This window comes from Holdemanella sp. MSK.7.32, assembly GCF_024460475.1.
Lineage (GTDB): Bacteria > Bacillota_I > Bacilli_A > Erysipelotrichales > Erysipelotrichaceae > Holdemanella.
Genome location: NZ_JANFYN010000006.1, coordinates 53,538 through 76,140, shown reverse-complemented (window position 1 = coordinate 76,140; position 22,603 = coordinate 53,538). Strand labels below are relative to the sequence as shown.

At 35.4% G+C, this 22,603-nt stretch carries 22 protein-coding genes; 3 read left to right on the top strand and 19 right to left on the bottom strand.

Features of this window, described 5'->3' with window-relative positions; genetic code table 11:
• The 10 genes from NE544_RS02690 to NE544_RS02645 form a co-directional block, all read right to left on the bottom strand.
• Positions 1–4,914, bottom strand: a 4,914-nt coding sequence (locus NE544_RS02690; RefSeq protein WP_256268234.1) for an InlB B-repeat-containing protein, incomplete at its 3' end; no start/stop codon positions are given.
• A 50-nt stretch (positions 4,915–4,964) separates the two neighbouring features.
• Positions 4,965–6,311 (bottom strand): MucBP domain-containing protein, encoded by a 1,347-nt coding sequence (locus NE544_RS02685; protein WP_256268230.1) that lies wholly within the window; start codon positions 6,309–6,311, stop codon positions 4,965–4,967.
• 178 nt (positions 6,312–6,489) lie between these two features.
• Positions 6,490–6,972: a dCMP deaminase family protein gene (locus NE544_RS02680; protein WP_256268232.1), complete on the bottom strand. Its 483-nt coding sequence runs from the start codon at positions 6,970–6,972 to the stop codon at positions 6,490–6,492.
• Positions 6,969–7,883, bottom strand: a complete 915-nt coding sequence (locus NE544_RS02675; protein WP_256268229.1) for an RluA family pseudouridine synthase — start codon at positions 7,881–7,883, stop codon at positions 6,969–6,971. The genes NE544_RS02680 and NE544_RS02675 overlap by 4 nt, the downstream gene beginning before the upstream one ends.
• Positions 7,865–8,359: a signal peptidase II gene (gene lspA, locus NE544_RS02670; RefSeq protein WP_118114836.1), complete on the bottom strand. Its 495-nt coding sequence runs from the start codon at positions 8,357–8,359 to the stop codon at positions 7,865–7,867. Before lspA ends, NE544_RS02675 begins: the two co-directional genes overlap by 19 nt.
• An 11-nt stretch (positions 8,360–8,370) precedes the next feature.
• Positions 8,371–9,966 carry an AarF/ABC1/UbiB kinase family protein gene (locus NE544_RS02665; protein ID WP_118114835.1) on the bottom strand — a complete coding sequence of 532 codons (1,596 nt, stop codon included), beginning with the start codon at positions 9,964–9,966 and terminating at the stop codon, positions 8,371–8,373.
• A gap of 195 nt (positions 9,967–10,161) precedes the next feature.
• Positions 10,162–10,632 (bottom strand): hypothetical protein, encoded by a 471-nt coding sequence (locus NE544_RS02660; RefSeq protein WP_256268228.1) that lies wholly within the window; start codon positions 10,630–10,632, stop codon positions 10,162–10,164.
• A complete protein-coding gene (locus NE544_RS02655; RefSeq protein ID WP_256268227.1) occupies positions 10,625–11,512 on the bottom strand; it encodes a DUF1700 domain-containing protein in 888 nt (295 codons plus the stop codon). Before NE544_RS02655 ends, NE544_RS02660 begins: the two co-directional genes overlap by 8 nt.
• Before the next feature lies 1 nt (position 11,513).
• Positions 11,514–11,828 (bottom strand): PadR family transcriptional regulator, encoded by a 315-nt coding sequence (locus tag NE544_RS02650; RefSeq protein WP_117571473.1) that lies wholly within the window; start codon positions 11,826–11,828, stop codon positions 11,514–11,516.
• Positions 11,812–12,228: a hypothetical protein gene (locus tag NE544_RS02645; RefSeq protein WP_117571474.1), complete on the bottom strand. Its 417-nt coding sequence runs from the start codon at positions 12,226–12,228 to the stop codon at positions 11,812–11,814. The genes NE544_RS02650 and NE544_RS02645 overlap by 17 nt, the downstream gene beginning before the upstream one ends.
• 292 nt (positions 12,229–12,520) lie before the next feature.
• Between NE544_RS02645 and NE544_RS02640 the strand changes: the two genes are divergently transcribed.
• On the top strand, positions 12,521–13,012 hold the full coding sequence (locus tag NE544_RS02640) for a type II toxin-antitoxin system PemK/MazF family toxin (RefSeq protein ID WP_256268226.1): 492 nt from the start codon (positions 12,521–12,523) through the stop codon (positions 13,010–13,012).
• A gap of 279 nt (positions 13,013–13,291) precedes the next feature.
• Here NE544_RS02640 and NE544_RS02635 read toward each other — a convergent pair whose 3' ends face one another.
• A complete protein-coding gene (locus NE544_RS02635; RefSeq protein ID WP_256268225.1) occupies positions 13,292–14,734 on the bottom strand; it encodes a leucine-rich repeat domain-containing protein in 1,443 nt (480 codons plus the stop codon).
• 215 nt (positions 14,735–14,949) lie between these two features.
• Here NE544_RS02635 and NE544_RS02630 point away from each other — a divergent pair, with 215 nt between their 5' ends.
• Positions 14,950–15,162 (top strand): cold-shock protein, encoded by a 213-nt coding sequence (locus NE544_RS02630; protein ID WP_040466022.1) that lies wholly within the window; start codon positions 14,950–14,952, stop codon positions 15,160–15,162.
• A gap of 57 nt (positions 15,163–15,219) precedes the next feature.
• Positions 15,220–15,690 (top strand): HD domain-containing protein, encoded by a 471-nt coding sequence (locus NE544_RS02625; RefSeq protein ID WP_118114830.1) that lies wholly within the window; start codon positions 15,220–15,222, stop codon positions 15,688–15,690.
• Here NE544_RS02625 and NE544_RS02620 read toward each other — a convergent pair.
• The 8 genes from NE544_RS02620 to sufC are packed head-to-tail and all read right to left on the bottom strand — an operon-like array spanning position 15,687 to position 22,520.
• A complete protein-coding gene (locus tag NE544_RS02620) occupies positions 15,687–16,730 on the bottom strand; it encodes a hypothetical protein (protein WP_118114829.1) in 1,044 nt (347 codons plus the stop codon). The genes NE544_RS02625 and NE544_RS02620 overlap by 4 nt on opposite strands.
• Positions 16,731–16,745: 15 nt before the next feature.
• On the bottom strand, positions 16,746–17,366 hold the full coding sequence (locus tag NE544_RS02615; protein WP_256268224.1) for a GDSL-type esterase/lipase family protein: 621 nt from the start codon (positions 17,364–17,366) through the stop codon (positions 16,746–16,748).
• Entirely contained in the window at positions 17,363–17,860 is a 498-nt protein-coding gene (locus NE544_RS02610; RefSeq protein ID WP_256268223.1) for a 5-formyltetrahydrofolate cyclo-ligase, read from the bottom strand. Before NE544_RS02610 ends, NE544_RS02615 begins: the two co-directional genes overlap by 4 nt.
• Positions 17,853–19,265, bottom strand: a complete 1,413-nt coding sequence (gene sufB, locus NE544_RS02605) for a Fe-S cluster assembly protein SufB (RefSeq protein WP_370866034.1) — start codon at positions 19,263–19,265, stop codon at positions 17,853–17,855. The genes NE544_RS02610 and sufB overlap by 8 nt, the downstream gene beginning before the upstream one ends.
• Positions 19,249–19,695: a Fe-S cluster assembly sulfur transfer protein SufU gene (gene sufU, locus NE544_RS02600; protein WP_118114826.1), complete on the bottom strand. Its 447-nt coding sequence runs from the start codon at positions 19,693–19,695 to the stop codon at positions 19,249–19,251. Before sufU ends, sufB begins: the two co-directional genes overlap by 17 nt.
• A gap of 15 nt (positions 19,696–19,710) precedes the next feature.
• Positions 19,711–20,952 (bottom strand): aminotransferase class V-fold PLP-dependent enzyme, encoded by a 1,242-nt coding sequence (locus NE544_RS02595; protein ID WP_227993165.1) that lies wholly within the window; start codon positions 20,950–20,952, stop codon positions 19,711–19,713.
• A complete protein-coding gene (locus tag NE544_RS02590) occupies positions 20,939–21,712 on the bottom strand; it encodes a SufD family Fe-S cluster assembly protein (protein ID WP_227993163.1) in 774 nt (257 codons plus the stop codon). Before NE544_RS02590 ends, NE544_RS02595 begins: the two co-directional genes overlap by 14 nt.
• The gene (sufC, locus tag NE544_RS02585; protein WP_256268222.1) at positions 21,705–22,520 is read right to left on the bottom strand and encodes a Fe-S cluster assembly ATPase SufC; all 816 of its coding nucleotides are present in this window, start codon (positions 22,518–22,520) and stop codon (positions 21,705–21,707) included. The genes NE544_RS02590 and sufC overlap by 8 nt, the downstream gene beginning before the upstream one ends.
• Between the last annotated feature and the right edge of the window lie 83 nt (positions 22,521–22,603).

Genomic DNA, 22,603 nt, shown 5'->3' with positions numbered 1-22,603 from the left:
CGGTCCATCAGGAATGATTGACTTAGGATTAATTACTAATGATCCATCATTTACTACAAACGTTACAGAACTGTAGTTCGTATTGTTATTTGTGAAATCACTTACCTTCAATCCCATTGGATACGTATTGGCTGCAGTCGCTTTCACTTCAGCATTTCCATTGAATGTGAAATCTGCTTCTGCATACGTACTACCTTCAGTAATGGATACATCATATCCGCTCACAGTCTTTTCAGTTCCATCATAATCATATGTTTTTTTATGACCCGTAATGACTACGATCACTTGTCCATCTTGAGTTGTGATATATAATTTACCAAACTTAACTTCGATGTTGTAGTTAGAAGCCTTCGTATCATCGTTCAACTTGTAAGTAAATTCATTGTTACTATCTCCAACGTTTGTCTGAGATCCAGTTACATTGTAAGATGCACCCTCTAATTTAGCGAATCCATCACCACCAATTGTTATATTGCTGTTTGTTAATGGAGTCTTATCATAAACCTTAGAATCAGTTGCACTTGTCAATGTTACATTACGCTTAGTGATTTGATATTCTACGTTATGACTACCTGTGTAGTTTCCAGCACCAGTAATCGTTACTGTTACTGTACCAGCATTTGTAGTATCACCCTTATAAGATAATGTGTAATCTGTACCTTCAACTAACGTTGCACCCGTCTTAGTATCTTTGACTACCGGTCTATTTTCATGAACATTACCATCATACTTAGAATCAGCAGGTTTTGTTACTACAATACCATTTGTATCACTAGGAATAATTGACTTAGGAGTAACTGTTAATAATCCAATAGAATCTGTTCCATGAGTATAGTTCTTTTCTTTTGCAGAACCATCCCAAGTTAAACTATAAGTATTGTTAGAAGAACCAACCTCAGTCTGACTACCAGTTATCTTTAATGTAACTGTTTCGTCATCTACTAAGTTGTTAACTCTACCACCAGCTGTTAATGCAGTTCCATCATAAGGCTTTTCAGCACTGTCTGTTGTCACTGTATATTCTCTTGGAGTAATCTGATATTTCTTAGTAAATTCACCTGTATAGTTTCCAATACCTTTGACTTTTACTTTCACTGTTCCAACATTGACTACATCACCTACATATGTCAATGTGTAATCTTTGTTTTCTTCTAGTTCCTTACCAGTCTTAGTATCTGTTACTGTTAATGGATTTACATGTGGTAAACCATCATAGATTGAACCTTCAGGATCTGTGACTTCAATACCAGTCTTCTTTTCATCTGGAGTATCCGGTCCATCAGGAATGATTGACTTAGGATTAATTACTAATGATCCATCATTTACTACGAACGTTACAGAACTGTAGTTCGTATTGTTATTTGTGAAATCACTTACCTTTAATCCCATTGGATATGTATTAGCATCAGTACCCTTAACTTCATCATTTCCACTGAATGTGAAATCTGCTTCTGTATAAGTACTACCCTGAGTAATCGATACATCATAACCTTTGACACTCTTTTCAGTTCCATCATATGGGAACGTTCCATTACGTCCAGTAATTACGACTACAACTTCTCCATCTTGACTTGTGACTATTAGATCACCATAGCCTACTTCGATAGTGTAGTTAGAAGCTTTTGTGTTTGACTTCAATTTATAAGTAAATGTGTTCTTACTTGTACCTTTTTCTGTCTGACTACCAGTTACATTATAAGTAGCACCTTCATCCTTAACGAATCCATCGCCACCAATAGTTACATTACTATTTGTCAATGGAGTCTTGTCATAAGGCTTAGAATCAGTTGCACTTGTCAATGTTACATTACGCTTAGTAATTTCATAAGAAGTCTTCGCTGTTCCTGTGTAGTTTCCAATACCTGTAATTGTTACTTCAACTGTACCTGCGTTGACTGCTGCTGTATAAGATAATGTGTAATCTACATTTTCAACAAGTGTTGCACCTGTCTTTGTATCTTCTACAGTTGGCTTGTTCTTCTGTTCTTCGCCATTGTACATTGTATCGTCAGGCTTAGTTACCTGAATACCAGTCTTTTCATCTTCAGGATTGATTGATTTAGGCGTAATCTTTAATGATCCATCTTCAATAACGAATGTTACATTTGTGAAGTTATGACTGTTATTTGTGAAATCTGATGCTTGTACATTCATTGGATATTCACCAACATTTGTACCCTTAACCTCAGTTTTACCAGTAAATGTGAAATCATCTTTTGTATAATGCTTATTGCTGATTGACTTAACATCATATCCAGTTACAGTCTTTTCAGTTCCATCATAGACATGTTCAGCACTATGTTCTTTAATAGTCACTGTTACTTCATCTGTTACTGGGTTAACCGTTAACTTACCTGCTTCAGTTGTAATAATATAGTTAGAAGCTAATGTTCCATCTTTTAATGCATAAGTAAATGTATTGTCACTTGTACCAACATTTGTCTGAGATCCAGTAAACTCATAAGTCGCACCATCATCTTTTACGAAACCATCTTCACTTGGTGTTACATTATGTTTAACTAATGGAGTTCCATCATAAGTCTTAGAATCAGATCCACTCGTTAATTTAACTGTTCGTGGAGTAATTTGGTAATCAACTGTAGTTTCTTGTGAATAATTACCCTTACCTGTAATCGTTACAGTTACTGTACCAGCATTGATAACATCTTCACTGTAATACAATGTGTAATCTGTATCTTCCACTAATACTTTTTCACCATCTTTAACAGTTGGTTTATTCTTGTGTTCATTACCATCATACTGAGAATCAGCAGGTTTAGTTACTGTGATTTCTTGCGTATTGATTGACTTAGGCGTAATAACTAACTTACCAGCACGAGTCTTTACAACCACTTTATCCGTTACATCAACACCATCTTTTTCAACCTTAGCCGTTCCATCAAATACAGTGTTCGTATATTCACCAACATTTGTACCCTTAGTTACTGCCGTTAATCCAGATACTGTGTAGCCATTCATTGTAGTTGATTCAAAACCTTCGATTGACTGTTCAGCACCGTTATAAGTACGTGTACCACTATTCGCAACCAATGTGATTTCAGTCTTTTCAACCCAAACTGCATATAGAACGTTTTCACCATTCGCATCAATATTGATTGTTTGTCCATCTGCATAAGTTGCATTTCCTGTTTTAGAATCAGCCCAACCTGCAAAGTAGTATTCTTTACCTTCTGCTACTGGAGCAGTAAAGCCTAATACATCAGAATCATGAGCTTCAATTTCGACTGCCACATTATTCATGACATTAACTGTCTTAACTTTACCAATTCCATTACCAGGATCATAAGTCAATGTTGTAGAAGTTTCTGCATTACCCCAAGTTGCCGTTAAGATAATCTGATTATCCTTATTCGCAATGTCCTTGTTTACTTCAAATGACTGTCCAGGCTTATAAACGTTTCCATTTAATTCCCAACCTAAGAATTTCTTACCTGAAGTAGTAGTCGCATTACCAGCTACAGTGACTCTTGCTCCACCAGCATAAACCTTACCATCTGTAGGAACGGTTGCGCCAGTTTCACTACCAGGCTTATAAACAACTCTTAATTCACCTTTATACAACCATTTACCAACGATACTTGTATCTCTAGTAATTGTGTTATTTGTATTGAATACTTCCGAAGTAATATTTCCATTACCATCCGCATAATACCAACCCGCAAATGAATATTCATTGATTGTTGGAATACTTGGTAATACTGTACTAGCTACTGTACCAGCTTCTACATTCTTAGTATCCTTATCTACAGTACCTTCAGGATTATTCAAGTTATAATTGAACTTAACATTAGAAGCCGTCCACTTTGCGTATAACGTAACATTTTGAGCTGGCATCTTCTTACCAGTAAAATCATATGCTTCACCTTCACAAAGTTCGTTTTCATACCATCCATCGAATACATAGTATTCTGGAAGTGAACTAGGTCTTGTAGGAGTATAGTTCTCACTTGAAATACTTTGTTCATACTTCTTTTCTACCGATTTATCTTCTTTACCATTATTGATATATCTGATTTTATAAGAATTACGAGTGTAGTAGAATTTTGCATTATTGTACTTACTACGTATCTTTGTACTTACATTTTCATTAAATGTATAACCAGTCAATGGATATTGATCTTCCTTTGTAACTACATATCCTTCTCCTGGAGACGTATCTTTATGATCTAATTTATATCGAATGCCACTTACTGTCACATCACTTGCTTCACCTGGCAATGCTTCTACATAGTAGTATGCTGTTTCATATTCATCACCTGTTTTAGGACCATAAAATTTTGCTCCGCCTAATGGCATTGTACCGATGTTTACTTGGTATGCACCACTACCATCATTAGTTCTCCATGTTGAACTTCCTTTGTAAGTTGGCCACTTCTTACTAATATCTTGACCATATTTTGCGGTAATTCTTAAATCCGTATATTCTTTTGATGATGTATACCAAGAAGAATAACTATAGAACTTAACATCATACATATTTCTCTTATAGTAAACACTAACGATTGTTGAGCCATCACCCTTGATTGTCTTTTTAGTAACTGGTTGTGCTGTAAATCCTTCATAAGATTTTGCCTTTGCGTTTGCTTCTGTTCCAGTAAGACCAGTTTTGTTTTCAGATTCATGGAATGAATATCCATCATCATCGGCATTTTCCCACCAGTGAATAACTGTATAGCTAACTTGTTTTGGTATCCAATGTGCTGTTAACGTCATTGGAGAACTAATAGTTGCATCATTCTCTACTTTTTCTGTTCCATTGTACCAACCAGCAAATTCATAGCCAGGCTTTGTAGGTGTTGTTTGATCATTTAGAGAGATTTTGTCAAATACGAATTGAGAATCAATTGCACTTCCACCATCAGAATCAAAAGTTACCCAATTCCCTTTTTTAATAATCGCATATACATTTACAGAAGTACTTCCTTCTGGAACTGCAATGTTAGTTACAATATTATCCGTACCACTGGCTTCTGCTGCCCACCAACTAATTTGTGAGTTGCGTCAACATCATAAGATACGTGTGAGTAATCATGACCATCGTGGTCTGCAACTTTTTCTGTACGCATAATCTGTGTTCCTTCTGGATTATAGAAGTAAACATATAATGCGTCTTCGTATTTTGCAGTAATTGTACGAGTTTCAGTCTTAGTAATTGTCTGTTCACCAAAACCATCAAACTTAGATCCATTTTCTTGCCATTCCACAAATGCTTTTCCAGCAATATCTGGAGCAGTAGGAGTAATCAATGTATCCCCCGTTTTAACAATTTGTGTACTGACTGTATTACCTTCGGCAACAAAGTTAAATGTTGTCAATTCGACTTTCTTTTCACCCGTAATAACATAAATTGAGAAGTGATTTGCATCAAAGCTTTGTGTATTTGTAGCAACCTCAGTTACTGTACTTGCATCATCTGTAACATGGTAAACATTGACTTCTTCACCACCAACTGCTACATTTTCAAAGCTAACATTAACAATTCCGTTTGGTTGAATTTCGATACCATCTGCATTCACAATCGTAATATCCAGAGCTATAGCTGAATCAACCTCTTTATCCTTTTCCGTAACTGTTTCTTCAACAGCGTTCAAAATAGCTTTTCTTGTAACACGCTTAACGATTAATTGTGCACCACTAGGTAAAACACCTTCGGCCGCCGTTACATGAACGGTTACGTTTCCAGCTGTAGCACTCATATCAAATGCAGGATACTCTGGTAATTCTTCCTTCGCTTCTGGGTCTGCCTCAGCATCTTCTTCTGTTTTTTCTTCAGTTTTGTTTTCTTCTTGAGCTTCATTTGCTTCTGGGTGCGATTCTGTCATTACCTTCTGGTAAACAAATTTCACACTTGTCAAATCTGAAGTCACATTTAAATTTGCCTGGGCTGCAGCTACGATTTGTGAATCATTCATAACTACATCTTTTAGGGTATAACCATCAAAATTCAACATCACACTTGCATCCGAATTCAAGCTGTAACCCATCTCATACTCATGAGTGGTAGCATCTTGTAATATTGTTCCATCTTCAGCTACATAACTTAATGTTACAGACTTGGTTTCAGGCACTTGTACAAACTCTTCTTTCGCATCTATTGCAGGCGCTTCAGTTTGTTCGACAGCCACTTGTTGCGAACCCTCTTCAACCGTTACCGGTTCTTGTTCTTGGGTTTCTTCTATTATTGGTTCTTCTGATAGCGTATTCGCATAGTAAGTATCTGCCAATCCGAACTGAACAGCCATCGCAAGCGACAACATGATCGCCGATGCTCTCTTCAAGTTCTTCAACATATTCAATTTTCCTCCTTTTCTATTCTTAGATAGTTACCCTTCCCATCTACAAATAAAGTATAGAATTTTAACGGTTAGAAAGTGGTTATAAAACATATAACTTTGTCTTTTTTGTTACACAATTTTCATTTGTTTACAACGTTTACTTTTAAAATAAAAAGCCATCCAATTGGATGACTTAACGCTCACTGATTTTTGTTTCTACATCAATCTCATAAGGAAGCTGTACAAGTTTTACCCCCGCCTCATGAAACATACGCTTACTGGCAATATTACCTTCAGTCCCATCATACTTATCACTTTCATATACTACGCAAGAAATGCCAGCCTGAATAATGGCCTTTGCACATTCGTTACAAGGAAATAATGAAACATATAAAGTACAACCATGGAGATCTTGAATACTATTTAAAATCGCATTTAATTCAGCATGCACAACATAAGGATACTTAGTTTCAAGAAATTCACCATCTCGATCCCAAGGAAACTCCTCATCTTCACACCCATAAGGAAAACCATTGTATCCAAGTCCAACCACTCTTTTTTGAGGATTGACTATACAAGCTCCTACACGCGTATTTGGATCCTTTGAACGCATTGCACTCAAATGAGCCATGCCCATAAAATATTGATCCCAACTTAATACATCATCACGCATTATTCTTCCCCTTCTCTAAGTTCATTTAAAACTCTTTCAAAAGTAGGTTCTAAACCAATCTCAAAACGCATCTTTTCCTTTGTCGTAGGATGCACAAATTCCAACGCACACGCATGCAACAACTGACCATTGGCCTGAATTGTTTTTCTAGGACCATACTTAGGATCTCCTGCGATTGGATGTTCAATATACTGCATATGAACACGAATCTGATGTGTTCTACCCGTCTCTAACTGACATTTGATATACGCAAATTTCTTGAAGTTTTCCAATACTGTAAAATGCGTAATCGCATCCTTCGAATTATTTGCGGTAACCGCCATTTTCTGACGATCCTTTTCATCACGACCAATTGGTGCATGAATCGTACCATGCTCGTGCGTAAAAGGATTATGTACAATAGCTACATATTCACGATGACACGTTTTATCCTGTAATTGCTGACTTAAAGATTCATGGGCCACATCATTCTTGGCAACAACCAATAATCCAGACGTATCCTTATCAATACGATGTACAATGCCTGGACGCATCACCCCATTAATACCACTCAAATCTTTACAATGATACAACAACGCATTCACTAAAGTTCCAGAATAATGACCAGGAGCTGGATGCACAACCATGCCCTTTGGCTTATTGATCACAATAATATCATGATCCTCATATACAATATCCAAATCGATTGGTTCAGGAAGAACTTCCGTAGAATCTAGTTCAGGAATAGAAACCTCGATTTCATCTCCTACACAAACTTTATAACTTGCCTTCATCAGCTTTTGATTGACCAAGATATTTCCTTCGTCCAATAAATCCTTAATTCTCTTACGTGAAAAATCCAATTTTTCCGCAAGAACCTTATCCAAACGATCCAATTTAGTGTCTTCATCTATCTTTAAGATTCTTGTTTCCATCTCTCTTGCTCCTTCTTATCATCTATAAACATACTTACTAATATTAATGCGATACCCACTGTAATACAGATATCTGCTACATTAAATACGGGAAATGGATAGCCAAAAATATAGAAACTAAAAAAGTCTCTTACAAAGCCTAGCGTCATACGATCGATAAAGTTTCCAATAGCTCCCGAAAAAACTAAAGACAAACAAATCTGATAACGCGAATCATTCGTTTTAAAAAACATATATACCATACCTACTAAGGCAATAATGGTAAGTGCGGCAAAGAAGCCCATTCCAGCTTCCGCAAACATACTAAAACCTGCCCCTGTATTTCGAACATATGTCAAATAAAAGAAATGATTGATCATTTCAACCGTATCATTTAATGCGATAGACTTCTCAATAGCCCACTTTGTCCATTGATCTAGTCCCAAAGTGACCAACACAATCAATAGTGAAGCCACTGTAGTTTTACCTTTTTTCATATACTTCCCCTTTAAAAAGACTTGTTTTTTCGATGCAAAAATAACATCTTAAAAAACAACCATACACTCATCCCAATCGCAATGATGTACCCAAAAAATCCTAGTGCCGGTATTCCCATAATCATCGGCTTCATCTTTGTCGTACAAATCAAACTTGAACCCACAACCAAAGCGGCAATCAACACACATACAATCAAACGATTCACCATCTGATCAATCTTGGCAAGTGGAGCTTGAGAACCCATTAGATTCAAATTGACCTTGATCTGTCCTCTTTGAACCATCTTCAACACATCGCTTGCCTGCACAGGAATATCAACCGAACGAGAAAGCGCATCAATACTACGCTTAAATCCCGACTTGATTTCTTTCTCCCAATCAATTTTTGTCAAACTTGACTTATGACTCATCGCAATCTTCATCGTATTCATATTCGGATCTAAAGCCGTTAACGTTCCTTCAATCGTCATCATAGAACGAGCTAACATACTAATGCCTTTAGGCAAAGAAATCGAATATACATGACAAATTGAAAACATATCCTGAATCAGTTTGGCAACATCAATTTCTGAATATGGAACACTTAAATATTGATTCACAAAACGATCCATATCCGCACAAAAAGCCGTATAATCAATCTCCTTTTTACAATCCCCTATCATCAAGATACAATCCACTAACTTTTGTGTATCCCTCAAGGCAATGGCACGAACAGCCTCCTTCATCGTTTCACGTTCATTCGCATCTAAAGTGCCCATCATACCAAAATCAATCCATACGATTTGATTATCACGAATTCTTAGGTTTCCCGAATGTGGATCCGCATGAAAGAAACCATTTTCAATAATCTGTGAAATATAATTAAATGCCAATTTATCCGCTATCTCACTACGATCATAGCCCAGTTCATCTAATTTTTTTGAATCATTGATCTCAATGCCATCCACATATTCCATCACCAGAATATTCTTTCTTGTATATTCATCATAAATCTTTGGCGCATCAATAAACTTACAATCCTTATAATCATTCTTAAAGCGTTTCGCAAATTGAGCCTCAATCGTAAAATCCATCTCCTGTTTTGCGGTTGTCCAAAATTCATCGATGACCATATCTAGATCCACTACGCTTGATACAATATCTGAAAGATTCAATATCTTAACAGCCTTTCTTAACAAGGCCACATCCCGTTCCATCCACTCATAAATCTTAGGGCGCTGAATCTTAAGCACAACTCTTTCTTTCGACTTCAAAGTAGCTGCATGCACCTGCGCAATTGATGCTGAACCTAGACAAATCTCATCAATACTTTCAAACTCTTCTTGAAATAAATCGCCATACGTCTCTTGAATGATTTGTTCAACCATAGAAAAAGGCATGGGACTTGCCTGCGAGCGAAGCTTCATCAACTCTTTACAATAACGCTCAGAAAACAGATCCTGTCTTGTCGACATAATTTGTCCAATCTTAACGAAAGTAGGACCCAAGTCTTCAAGTATCATACGAAACTTAACGGGATCCATTCCCTTTTGGATATGATGTTTTCTTAATATAGATACAATCTGCGCAAACCTTGCACTCGTTGACATCGTATTCGTATCACTCATCGTTTCACATCCTGCTTTCTACGTAAAGGCGTATTTGTCACTTTATCCCTTTTTAAATTCCTTAGCGAATTTGACTTCTTTTTATCATCCACCAGAATCATTCTCAACAAACGACTCCAGTCTCTATTATTTTTCACCATAACAGTATTTTAACACACTTGTTAAAAATCAAAAAGAAACAGTATAAACTGTTCCTTAATAGTAGTCATCCACCAATGTAATTTTATCCTTTAATGCCTTGCCATATCGAAGACTTACATGAATTTCACCATTCTTTGCACAATACTCATCATAACTCTTCGATTTGAACGTATCAAAAATGGTTTGAAGATTCTTTGACATTTCATAATCATCCATCTGTAAATCCAATTGATCCCCATCCTGCACAACATGAAGCATTTTAGGATATGTGATCACCAATGAATTATTCGGTAATTGATTATCTTCCACCATCTCATCCACAACAACACGTACATCGCCAACCGAACTTAAATACGTTTTTGTATACAAACGACAACGATCTGGCATTGTCGTTGTCATAGTCTGCGTTTCTTTTGACAAATCAATTTGATTTGGACTAATTTGACTCAATTCATATACAAAAGTTCCACAGCCAAACACAAATAATAAGATTGAAACAACCAACAATACACCTAACTTACGCATTTGTATCCACCCTCTTAGGCCAAGCACGAACTAACATCAATAGTATTGCCAAACTTCCTAACACAAAGGCAATATCCATACAATATAATCCAGCACTTGTCGTGGCATATACAATAGTTACATATATTAATACAACTAAGCCAATACCACTACCAATCAAAACGCACGCTACAGGAATCATAGCCAAGACTAAGATCACCTTTAAGACATCCGATTCAAGATGTCTTGGCTTTCTTTCATGATACAAAGGACGCTCAGGTGTTGGAGGCAAATCACTCGATTTAATATTATCATTCCAAGTATCTTTGATATCATCCATCACACCCACATTATGCGCATGCAAACGATAACGCTCCACTCTTTTAGCCATAACTTTCACAAAGAAATAAATGGCTAAACATAAATATAGTATGCGACATAGACTTAGCATAAAATCTGTGATCATATAGAATCCGACAAAGAATGAAAAAATCATAGACAATAAAAATTGACATAATATATCAACCACGATGACTTTTCCAATCAACAAAATCAACACTAAAACAATCGCATCAAATAAGATGTGAAAAATTTCATTCATCGAAAAATTACCAAGCTTAGAAAACAATTCCTCAACCTTGGCATACACCTTATCAATCGTTTTATCTGCACGATTTGAAAATGGATCCATTGAATCCGTATTGATCTTATAAGCATCTAGAATATCTTTTACCAACTCATCCACATCGCCAAAACCAGCAACCGCCTCTTCTTCTGCAACACCACTGGCAATCTTGTCATCAATATACGTTCCATATTCTAATACGATGTCTTCTCTTTCTTTATCGCTAATCAATGATAACTTTTGATTTAAAACATCCAAAAATTCCTTTTTTAACACTCTACTCCACTCCTTTCAAATATGCATTTACACTATCTGAAAAATCCGTCCACTCCGATAATAATGCATCATATCTTTCAAGTCCTAAATTTGTGATATGATAATACTTTCTTGGAGGACCCTCCGTAGATTCTTTTAAATAAGACTCCAACAAACGATCGTTCGACAATCGCTTCAACAAAGGATAAATCGTACCTTCATTTACTTGAATTACCTCGTTGATACGAGACACAAGCTGATACCCATATAGATCATCCGATACAATAGCCTTTAATACAATCAACTCTAAAACACCTTTTTTAAATTGAGTATTCATGCGTTTCACCCCTATTCTTTCCCATTAATGATGGTTGAAACACATCTACATACATCTTTTCCAAAGTTGTCAATGAAAGATTACGAATCGACTGTACATACTTAAAGTTTGGATTCATAATCCCATTCTTATATTTCAATTTCAATTCATACGCCTCATTATATTCAATGGCACCCACACCAATTACCTGAACACACATAAATAATTTCGAAGCTTTATTTAACCCCATGATTTTTCCGTTACGAATCCAACCACAAAAATACACTGGAATATTTTGGAAAGAGTATCCCGAAATATGGTCAATCGAAATCACAGGAAGATTCTTTTTTTTACCTAAACACTGCGCATATTCTTTTGTCGCCCCATGCTTAGAACAATAAATTACCGCTCTTGGCTGCATAATATCACCCCGTTCACTATTATGATATACATACTACCTTGGATTGTCAAGTACTGTGTTATACGTATTTGATTTAGATGAATTTAACATCGAATATTCACTTTATTTTAAAATATCTATCTAACGAAGATTTTAGTAGAATATAGGTGAAATAATATATAGTGCTAATTGATCCTTTAATGTATTAACACAAACACCTGGAAACATATAGGTATCTGGATAACAAAGGTCAACATACAGTGGATACAGTAGCTCAGATGGAATATGAAAGTATTAAAGAAGGAAAAATAAAATGAAATTTCAAAGATTTAAACGCGGAAGTGTTGTAATGGTGGAATTTTCACCATCTATGGGTAGTGAAATCAAGGGGAAACATTTAGCTATCGTTTTAACGAAAAATGATTCACCTAATAATGGTGTGCTAACAGTAATTCCATTAAGTTCAAAAAATAAGCCTTATTATGTTCCAATCGGTAATTTTTTTCTTAATGAAGCAATCCCTTTCTTAGATAAACAATTAAATGAATTCATAGAGAACATTAAAAATGTTACAGATGAAGAGAAAAAAGCAATGTTAGATAATGCAAATAAGTTTATTTTGATTGCCAAAATGTATCAAAAAATGGGTGTTGACTCCTATGCAATGGTACAAAATATCTCCACAATCAGCAAATTAAGAGTTCTTAAACCAATAAACAAGTATGATCCCATTTTAAAAATTAGAGTTTCAGATGAAATCATGACAATACTTGATAATAAATTAATAGAATTATTTACAAAGTAAATCTTTTGACTTTAGAGTTATGAGATGTTAATATACTTATGAACAACGGCCTTGGCGCCATTGATTATTACACAACGGCCTTAGCGCCATGTAGAAAGTCACTGATTTATTTCAGTGGCTTTTCTTTTTTATCAAATCTTTGTGTGAATGTCAAATTTATGGCTGCTTAATTAATGCTGAAGAAGAGATTTTGAACGCAATTTCAAATTTTTAAGACCTAATTAAGATATAATACAACATAAAATCATTAAATCCCCTTTATATAAAAGGGGATTTTGCTTAGTTAGTAAATTTTTCGTAGAACTCCATACTCTCAAGTACGCTTGTATCCTGGATTGGATTATCATCCAAACGTAAAGCTTCTAATAATTCTAGATCTTTTAATGGAGTTACATCTGTAATGTAGTTTGCCTTCAAAGTTAGTGAACGCAAATATTTAAGTTTAGATAATGGAGTTAAATCTGTAATCGCATTGTGATCCAAACGCAAATAAGAAATAAACTCTAAATGTTCTAATGGTGTTAAATCTTCAATGACATTGTTGTATAGATCCACATCGCAAAGGTTTGTTAGTTCTTTTAATGGTGTCAAATCTTTAACATTATTGTTTTCCAAAGAAATGATTTCCAATTGCTTCATATCCTTTAAACAAGTAATGTCCTTAATATCATTACGACCCACATTCAAATACACCATGTCTTTGGCATCCTTTAAAATACGAATATCCTTGATACGGTTTGTGAACAAATTTAAATGCTTCAATTGATGCGCATTCTTTAAGAAATTGATTTCAGTTAACTGACAGAACTTCGCATCCAAGCTTTCCAAATGCTCAACATTTGTGAATTTTTCTAAATTCTTCAAGCGGTTTTTTGAAACATTCAATTCTTTTAAATCACCCAAGTTATTCAATAAAGACATATCCTTAAACCCAGTCTGTTCCATAGACAGAGATTCTAAATGATTTAATTCCTTCAAGAATGTAAAGTGTTCTGGTTCATTATAAGAAATATTCAAAGATTTAAGATTTGAAAATTCCTTGAGTATAGAATAATCCTTTAAATATGGACAGTTAGAAACATTCAATTTCTTTAAATTTTTCATTGATAACAATGGACTTAGATCCGACATTAAGTTTGTGTTTAAATCCAATTCTTCAATATTAGAAAGATATGTTAAATCTTCGATATTGAATAAACGCATACCACCCATATCCAATTTCTTTAATTTCTTAAGTACACCTAAGATGGCATAACTAAAAGGACCATTTTCAGTATTGATATGAACCTCTTCTAACTTCTTACAGTGCTCTAAATAAATCAAGCTATCAACTTTCGCCTTTGAAAGGTTCAATACTTCCAAATCAATCATAGCAGCAACACTTGAAATATCCATTGTATATAAATTGTTTCTTGAGATATTTAATTTTTTTAGTTGTCTAAAACCATGCAGAGCCTGCAAATCTCTTAATTGATTTCGAGAAACATTTAAACAAACTAAATTATGTAAATCTTTGATTGGATCCAATGTCTGCAACTTATTATTGCTCGCATTTAAAGTTTCTAGATTTTCCGCATACTGCAAACCTTCTAAAGTCTCTATTTCATGATCCTGTACTTCTAAGTGGACCAATTCCTTCATCAAATCTTCGGTTAGTTCATCTTCTTTAACACGCAAAGTACGCGCAATCACACTACGTAACGCATCATCTTGAATAAGCATAAAATAAATGCCCTCCTTTATATATTCATTATAATCAAAATATAACATAATAACTATATAAAAATGGTTTTTTTAATGACAATGTTGTTAGAAAATGCTAAAATGAAAGCAGTTAAGGATTAGACTCATATTCTGATTGTGATAAATGCTATTGTATGCAAATACTTTCTATTTTAACGGTCAAAGGATATTGGCTTAGTCCAGGAGGTATAGGCATGAGCACAGGTAAAGTAAAATGGTTTAACGCTGAAAAGGGTTATGGATTCATTACCAGTGAAGATGGAAAAGATGTATTCGTACACTATTCATCAATTAATTCTGAAGGATTTAAAACTTTAGAAGAAGGACAAACTGTTACTTATGACGTTGTTGAAAGCGATCGTGGACAACAGGCTAACAATGTCACAGTTGTAGATACAGCTGCGTAGAAATTTGTTCGAATCAAGCGCACATTGTGCGCTTTTTTCATGAAAGAGAGGGATTTTATGTTAGAGCGATATGAAAAAGTAAAAGAATATGTATATTCTCAATATGCCAAAATTTATAATGAAGATTTAAAAGTAGCCGCCCTTACCCATACTGCGAGTGTGGACCTTTCCATTACATTTATTGCCATGGCAAGAGGCACAAATCTAGAACGAGCTAAAGTAGCTGCTCTATTTCATGACTACGCTCAATTTATTGACAACTGCCCACATTCTCAACATGCCAAATTATCAAGTCTTCACGCCTATAAGTACTTAAAAGAAAGTGGCTTATTTAAAACTACAGAAATAGATGATATTACTTATGCGATTCGTCAACATTCCAAAAAAGAATCTTTTGACTCACCACTTTGTGAAGCCTTAAAAGACGCTGACGTATTAGCTCGTTTCTTAGAAAATCCCGAAAAAGAAATCACTGGAATGAAAAGACAGCGCCTGCTTAACGCCTGCGCTGATATTCAAAGTCATTAAAATTTTTGATAATACAGTTCGACACTCGCATCGAGCTGTTTTTTTAATTGGTTAAATACCTTCATAAATACATCTTTATCATACACAATCCAGTCAATATAGGAAAAGCTCTTACCAATAGCTCCCCCAACCACTTTACCTGCATGCACCTTAGAAATAGTTTCATCCAATTGTTTCGATAATTTCTGGCGATACAAAGCATCTTCTTTATTATGGAAAGGATTCGAATAATACACATAGCCAAACTCACCATCTTTACTCGATAGATCTGCAAGCACTTCTTCCTTTTCCTCAATCGTTTGTTCCACCAATAAAGGATGCGTAGTAAAAATAAGCTTCATATCTTTTCTTAAGGCATCGTGCGCAAAATCCTGAATTGGCTGATATACCGAATAAATATCAATTGGCTTATCATATACTTTCCAATGATTCTTCTCAACAAGAGCCATAATCACTTCATAAAAATCAATCATTTGACAGAACTTCATATCTGAGTCTGGCGTATCGATAAAATCAACACGACAAATATATGCTTCATACGCAAGCTGGCCAATCGCAAGCTCCATAAGATACATACTCATTTCTTTTTTATTTTCCGGATTACCAATCAAATTAAATCCAGGACAATATACTTTACAATCCAACATATCATTTTCAATTTGATAGAATACATGAAAATCTGCTAAAGTATATTCCTCATTTTTGATTTGAACCATGGCCTGAATCGCCTTTTGCGACATAGGCGGTAAAGTCGCATTCATGATCCAGTTTTGTTTCACACTCTTAGGTGCAATGTCACAAAGCATCTGACACAAATATTGCGTTGTCTTATTTGGACCTGTGTCAAAGGTCATCTCAAAAGAATCATAAAAGCTTTCGACAAAGAAATGGGCACCACTAATTTCCATTACCTCTTCATCCAATTCTTGAATCAATTCGTTTAATTCTTCATATTGTTCGGCCTTTAAACAATTAATAATTGCACCCTGTTTTTCTTCAAAATGCTTCCAGAACGCTAAACCATTTGTATAAGCACTCATTGATGATCTCCCTTCTTATAATTCTTTAATTATAGATATCAAGGCATCCGCCACAAGTTTATGACCCTTCTCATCCATATGGATTCCATCCAAACTTCCAGCTACAGCACTCGTATCAATCACTTCTACATTCAAACCAGAACAACCTTTTTCTAAGTATGGCTTTGTATTTACTAAAATATCAAATCCAGCTTGACCAAAATTACTAGCTGTTCTTTCATTCTTTAAGCCATCCACATTCATTTTAGGTGGACACACCACAAAAAATTTAGGTAGTTTAGATCCATCACGATAGTTTTCCGGATTTAAAGCTCTATACATCAAAGTACGAATCCCCTTCTCTAAAGAAATGGAATTCGTTGAAAATTGACGCTTCGCATCATTCGTTCCCAACATAATAAACACAACATCAATGGGAGCATGCGTTTTTAAAACCATCGAAATCATTTTAGCTCCATTACGATCCGCATCATACGGATCATCCAAGCACAATGTTCGACCACATAAGCCTTCCTCAATAATTTCATGTTCACTAAATGCCTTTTTAACAAGCTGCGTAAAACGATTTGGTTGTCTAGACGCATCTTTGGCATCATAGCCCCACGTATTACTATCCCCAAAAAATAATATCTTCATCGTAATATCCTCGATTCTGTAATGATCATATCTAACTTCACATCGGTTGGTTTTACATCAAATTCCATTTCCTGCACATCAAATGCTACCCCAATCTTCAATGCAGAACTTTTACTTAAATACCGATCATAATAGCCTTTTCCATACCCCATTCGATACGTTCCAAAGAATCCAACGACCGGTACTAAAATCACATCTAAATTTTTTACCTCATGCATCCCAATGGGTTCAATTGTCGAAAATGGACCCTTACTTTTTTCTTCTCGATCCGAATAAAAGGCAATCGTAGTATCATCTAACATCTTAGGTATATATAAATCAAATTCATCATGAAACTTTGCATATACATCCACTTCATTTCGAATTGGAATATACGTTCCTATTTTTCCTTTTAAAAAAGGCAAAACACAATTTGTGATTGCCTTTTCCTTTTCAAATCTTTTTGAATTTGATAATGAACTACGCCTTTGAATGCACAACTTTCGCTTATCCAATGCTGTCACTCATATCCAGTTTCAACATTTGATTCAATTCAACCGCATATTCCATTGGAAGTTCACGCGTAAATGGTTCTAAGAATCCCATAACGATCATTTCCGTAGCTTGAGAACGAGTTAAACCACGAGACATTAAATAGAACAATTGTTCTTCACTAATATTTGAAACTGTCGCCTCATGCTCAATTTGAGACGTATCATTATAAGATACATTCATCGGAACTGTATCACTACGTGATTTCTTATCTAAAATCAGAGTATCACATTCAACTTTACTCTTGGCATATGCTGCATTTTTAGAATGTGTTACCCAACCACGATAGTTTACTTCACCACCATTACGTGCAATGGATTTAGAAATAATTGTACTCGAAGTATGAGGAGCTAAATGAATCATTTTACTTCCTGCATCCTGAATCTGGTTTTCACCGGCTACCGCAATCGAAATCGTTGTTCCCTTTGCGTATGGCTCAGCTAAAATACAAGCTGGATACTTCATATTTACATGGGAACCCACGTTTCCATCAATCCATTCCATGTGTCCATTTTCAAATACTTTTGCACGCTTAGTCACTAAGTTCAAGATATTGCTTGACCAGTTTTGTACCGTTGAATAACGACACTTCGCATTTTTATGTACATAAATTTCTACAACTGCCGCATGTAAAGAATCCTTTGAATACGTTGGTGCCGTACATCCTTCTACATAATGTACATCGGCACCCTCATCTACAATGATCAACGTTCTTTCAAACTGTCCCATCTGCATGGAGTTGATACGGAAATAGGATTGAAGTGGTTTTTCCAACTTCACACCCTTTGGTACATAAATAAAGGATCCACCTGACCATACAGCCGTATTTAAAGCTGCATATTTATTGTCTGTATAAGGAACAAGTTTACCAAAATATTTCTTTAATAAATCTGGACATGCCTTTAATGCAGAATCCGTATCCAAGAAGATAACACCCTTCTCTTCCACTTCCTCTAACATATTGTGATATACAACTTCACTCTCATATTGCGTAGATACACCGGCTAAGAATTTTTGTTCCGCTTCCGGAATTCCTAGCTTATCAAACGTATTACGAATCGTATCTGGAACTTCATCCCATGACTTTTCCTGTTTATCACTTGGTTTGATGTAGTATGTATAATCATCAAAGTTGATTTCACTTAAATCTGGACCCCAATTTGGATTTTGTTGCTTTTCAAAAGAATGATATGCATCCAGTCTTAGCTGCAACATCCATTCAGGCTCATTTTTGATTTTTGAGATCGTACGAACTGTTTCTTCATTCAATCCCTTTTGGGTTTTATAAACACTGACATCTTTATCATGAAAACCATATTCATATTCACTAGAAAGTGCGATATCTTTTTCGTTACTCATCTTTTCCATCCTCACTTTCCTTAATCATTTCACGCATAGCCTTCCATCCAATTGTAGCACAATTGATACGATTGGCTTGTTTTCCAACATTTTGAAACGCTATGGCCTCATCTAAAACATCTTCATCATATTCTTTTTGATCAATCATTTTGAAATAATTGTCCATAATTTCTTTTGCTTCTTGTGTCGTCTTTCCTTTTAATAGTTCAGACATAATTGAAGTCGAAGCTGTTGAAATCGTACAGGCAACCCCATCAAAACGAATATCATCAATTTTTCCATCTGAAATTTTTGTCTGCACCGTAATATCATCAATACAAGAATCACTCGCCATATGACGTGACATGTAACCATTGTCTTTTGTCAATTCTTTATTACGAGGATAGTCATAATGATCCATAATAATCTGGCGCATCAACATTGGATCAATATTTGACATAATTAAGCTTCCTTCCTAAAAGAAAATGCTGACACAGTTTTCCACTGTCGCATTCTTCAAAGCATCAATCAATTGATCGACTTCTTCTTTTGTGTTGTACAAATAGAAACTTGCACGACAAGTACCCGGAGTCTTCAACACTTCCGGAAGTAATTTAGCACAATGCTGTCCTGAACGAACGGCAATACCAAATGTATTTAAATAGCTAGCGACATCTTGTGCAAAAATCATTTGATCTTTATCCTTCACATTAAATGTCACAATTCCACTCTTCGCATTTTCGTTGTATACAACAATATTCCCTAAAGCTTTGGCTTTTTTTAAGAAATATTCCTTTAATTCTACTTCATGCGCATGAATATTCTCTTTTCCAATCGCATCCAAATAATCCATGGCAGCTGCCATACCAATTACACCCTCAATTGGTTGTGTTCCCGATTCAAACTTTAATGGTGTTTCCTTTAAAGTTAATGAACAAGACTTGTCGAAGCGCGCATTACTTTCGCCACCATAAAAAATTGGTTCTAGCTGATCCAACCATTTTTTCTTGCCATATAAAGCACCTACGCCTGTAGGACCACACATCTTGTGAGCACTGAACGCATAGAAATCACAATCTAAATCCTGCACATCAATATTTAAATGAGGAGTACTCTGCGCTCCATCAATCACTAACAAAATGCCTCGTTCATGACAGATCTTGGCGATTTCCTTAACGGGAGCCACAAAACCCAAAACATTAGAAACCATTGCTATCGCAACAACTTTAACTTGATCAGTTAAGACACTTTTAAAGTTTTCAACTGTGATCTTACCCTCTTCATCCAAAGGAATGTAATCGATTTTAGTTCCTTTTTTCTTTCCCGCCTGCATCCAAGGCAAGATACTTGAGGCATGTTCACTTTCGTCACTTAAAATGACATCACCTTCATGTAAAAGCTGTTCTGTAACCATCATAGCTACAAGGTTCAAGCCTTCACTCGAACCTGAAGTAAATACGATTTCTTCTTTGTGTTTCGCATTTAAGAATTTTTGAGTACGAACACGAGCCCCTTCAAAAGCCGCATCGACCTGTGCACTCATTTCATAATCACCACGGTGAGCATTAGCACCAAGGTATGTATAATAATTCACTACGGCATCAATCACGGGTTGAGGCTTTAATGTCGTAGCCCCATTATCTAAATACACTAGAGGTTTATCAGACATCTTACGCGTTAAAATCGGAAAATCTTTACGAATTTTACTGATGTCCATATAATCCAACCTTACTTTCCATTTCTTGACGAAGACTATCTTTCAATTCTTCATCTTCTACTAAATCAATAACTGGCAAGAAATAACCAACACTTAACAATCCAACAGCTTGTTTTGTGCTCAATCCACGAGACTGTAGATAATATAGCTGATCAGCATCTGGCTGCCCAATTGTTAGAGCGTGGCTTGCCTTTACATCATTTTCATCAATTAATAATAGTGGAATAACTTTTGTCTTATGTCCCTGGCCCAAAGTTAATACACGCGTTGCCTGATGAGACTGAGCATCGAAACATCCTTTTTTGATATTTCCATTGGCAACCATTTGATATTGTCCATAATCAAATAAAACGGCAAAGTTTTTCATTTGACCATTTGTATGAGGCGCATTATGTCTTACTTCCATATCACATACTTTTTCGATGTGTTCCTGACATAATTGACCACTTAAAATTTCATATTCAGCCCCCTGCTCTTTTAGATCCACATAGTGATTCCATTTCAATGGGCTTTTTTCTAGATCCAAGACACCCATTTGGCAGTTGGCATCTTGTTTAAGTACCATATTAATGTTTAATTCGCACGCACTTTCAGCATGGTTTAAAATAAAGAATTTTGAAAAAGAATTTTCTAAACACTCCACATTCAAATCAAATTTTGTACAATCTTTACTCAATTCAATTAAATATGATTTTTGATCATGAGAATCAATTTGAATGTTTAAAGTTTCGCTATTGTGAACTTCCTTGCGATTAAGCATATTTTTTAGCTCCACAAGAACCTAAAGAAATAGGTTGTTTATCTTCTTCTTTATTTGCGGTTACGTGGTACTCTTTTTCAATCCATTCATATCCATCCTGGTCAACTTTTTCAACTAAACTAGCATCACCAGATACAACAATTTGTCCATCCATTAATACGTGAGCATGTGTTGGCTGTAAATATTCATAGAAACGTGCATAGTGAGATACGATCAATAAACCAAGATCTGTTTGTTGCTGACATTGGTTGATGGCATCCGAAACAATACGCAATGCATCGACATCAAGTCCAGAGTCAATTTCATCCAACATCGCAATGGCTGGTTTTAACATCATCATTTGAACGATTTCATTACGTTTCTTTTCACCACCACTAAAGCCATCATTTAAGAAACGATGAGCCAAGTCTGGTTTCATTTCTAATTGTTCAATCGCTTTATCCATTTCTTTGATAAATTTAAATAATGAGATTGGTTTTTCTAAACGTGCATTGATTGCGCTTCTTAAAAAGTCAGAGTTTGTAACACCAGAAACAACACTAGGATATTGCATACCCAAGAAAAGTCCTGCCTTACTTCTTTCATCGACTGACATTTTTAGTACATCTTTTCCATCTAATGTGATTGAACCAGATGTAACTGTATATTTTGGATTACCCATAATGGCTGCAAGCAATGTAGACTTACCATTTCCATTAGGTCCCATTAGGGCATGACGCTCACCTGATTTTACAGTTAAGCTCAACCCTTTTAAAATTTCTTTATTCTCCACGGATACATGAAGATCCTTAATGACCAAATCTGCCATACCTTCTACCTCTTTTCACTGCAATATAATACCAAATAATTATTAAAATCTCAATTAATACATCTCGAGCCTTCATTGCAATT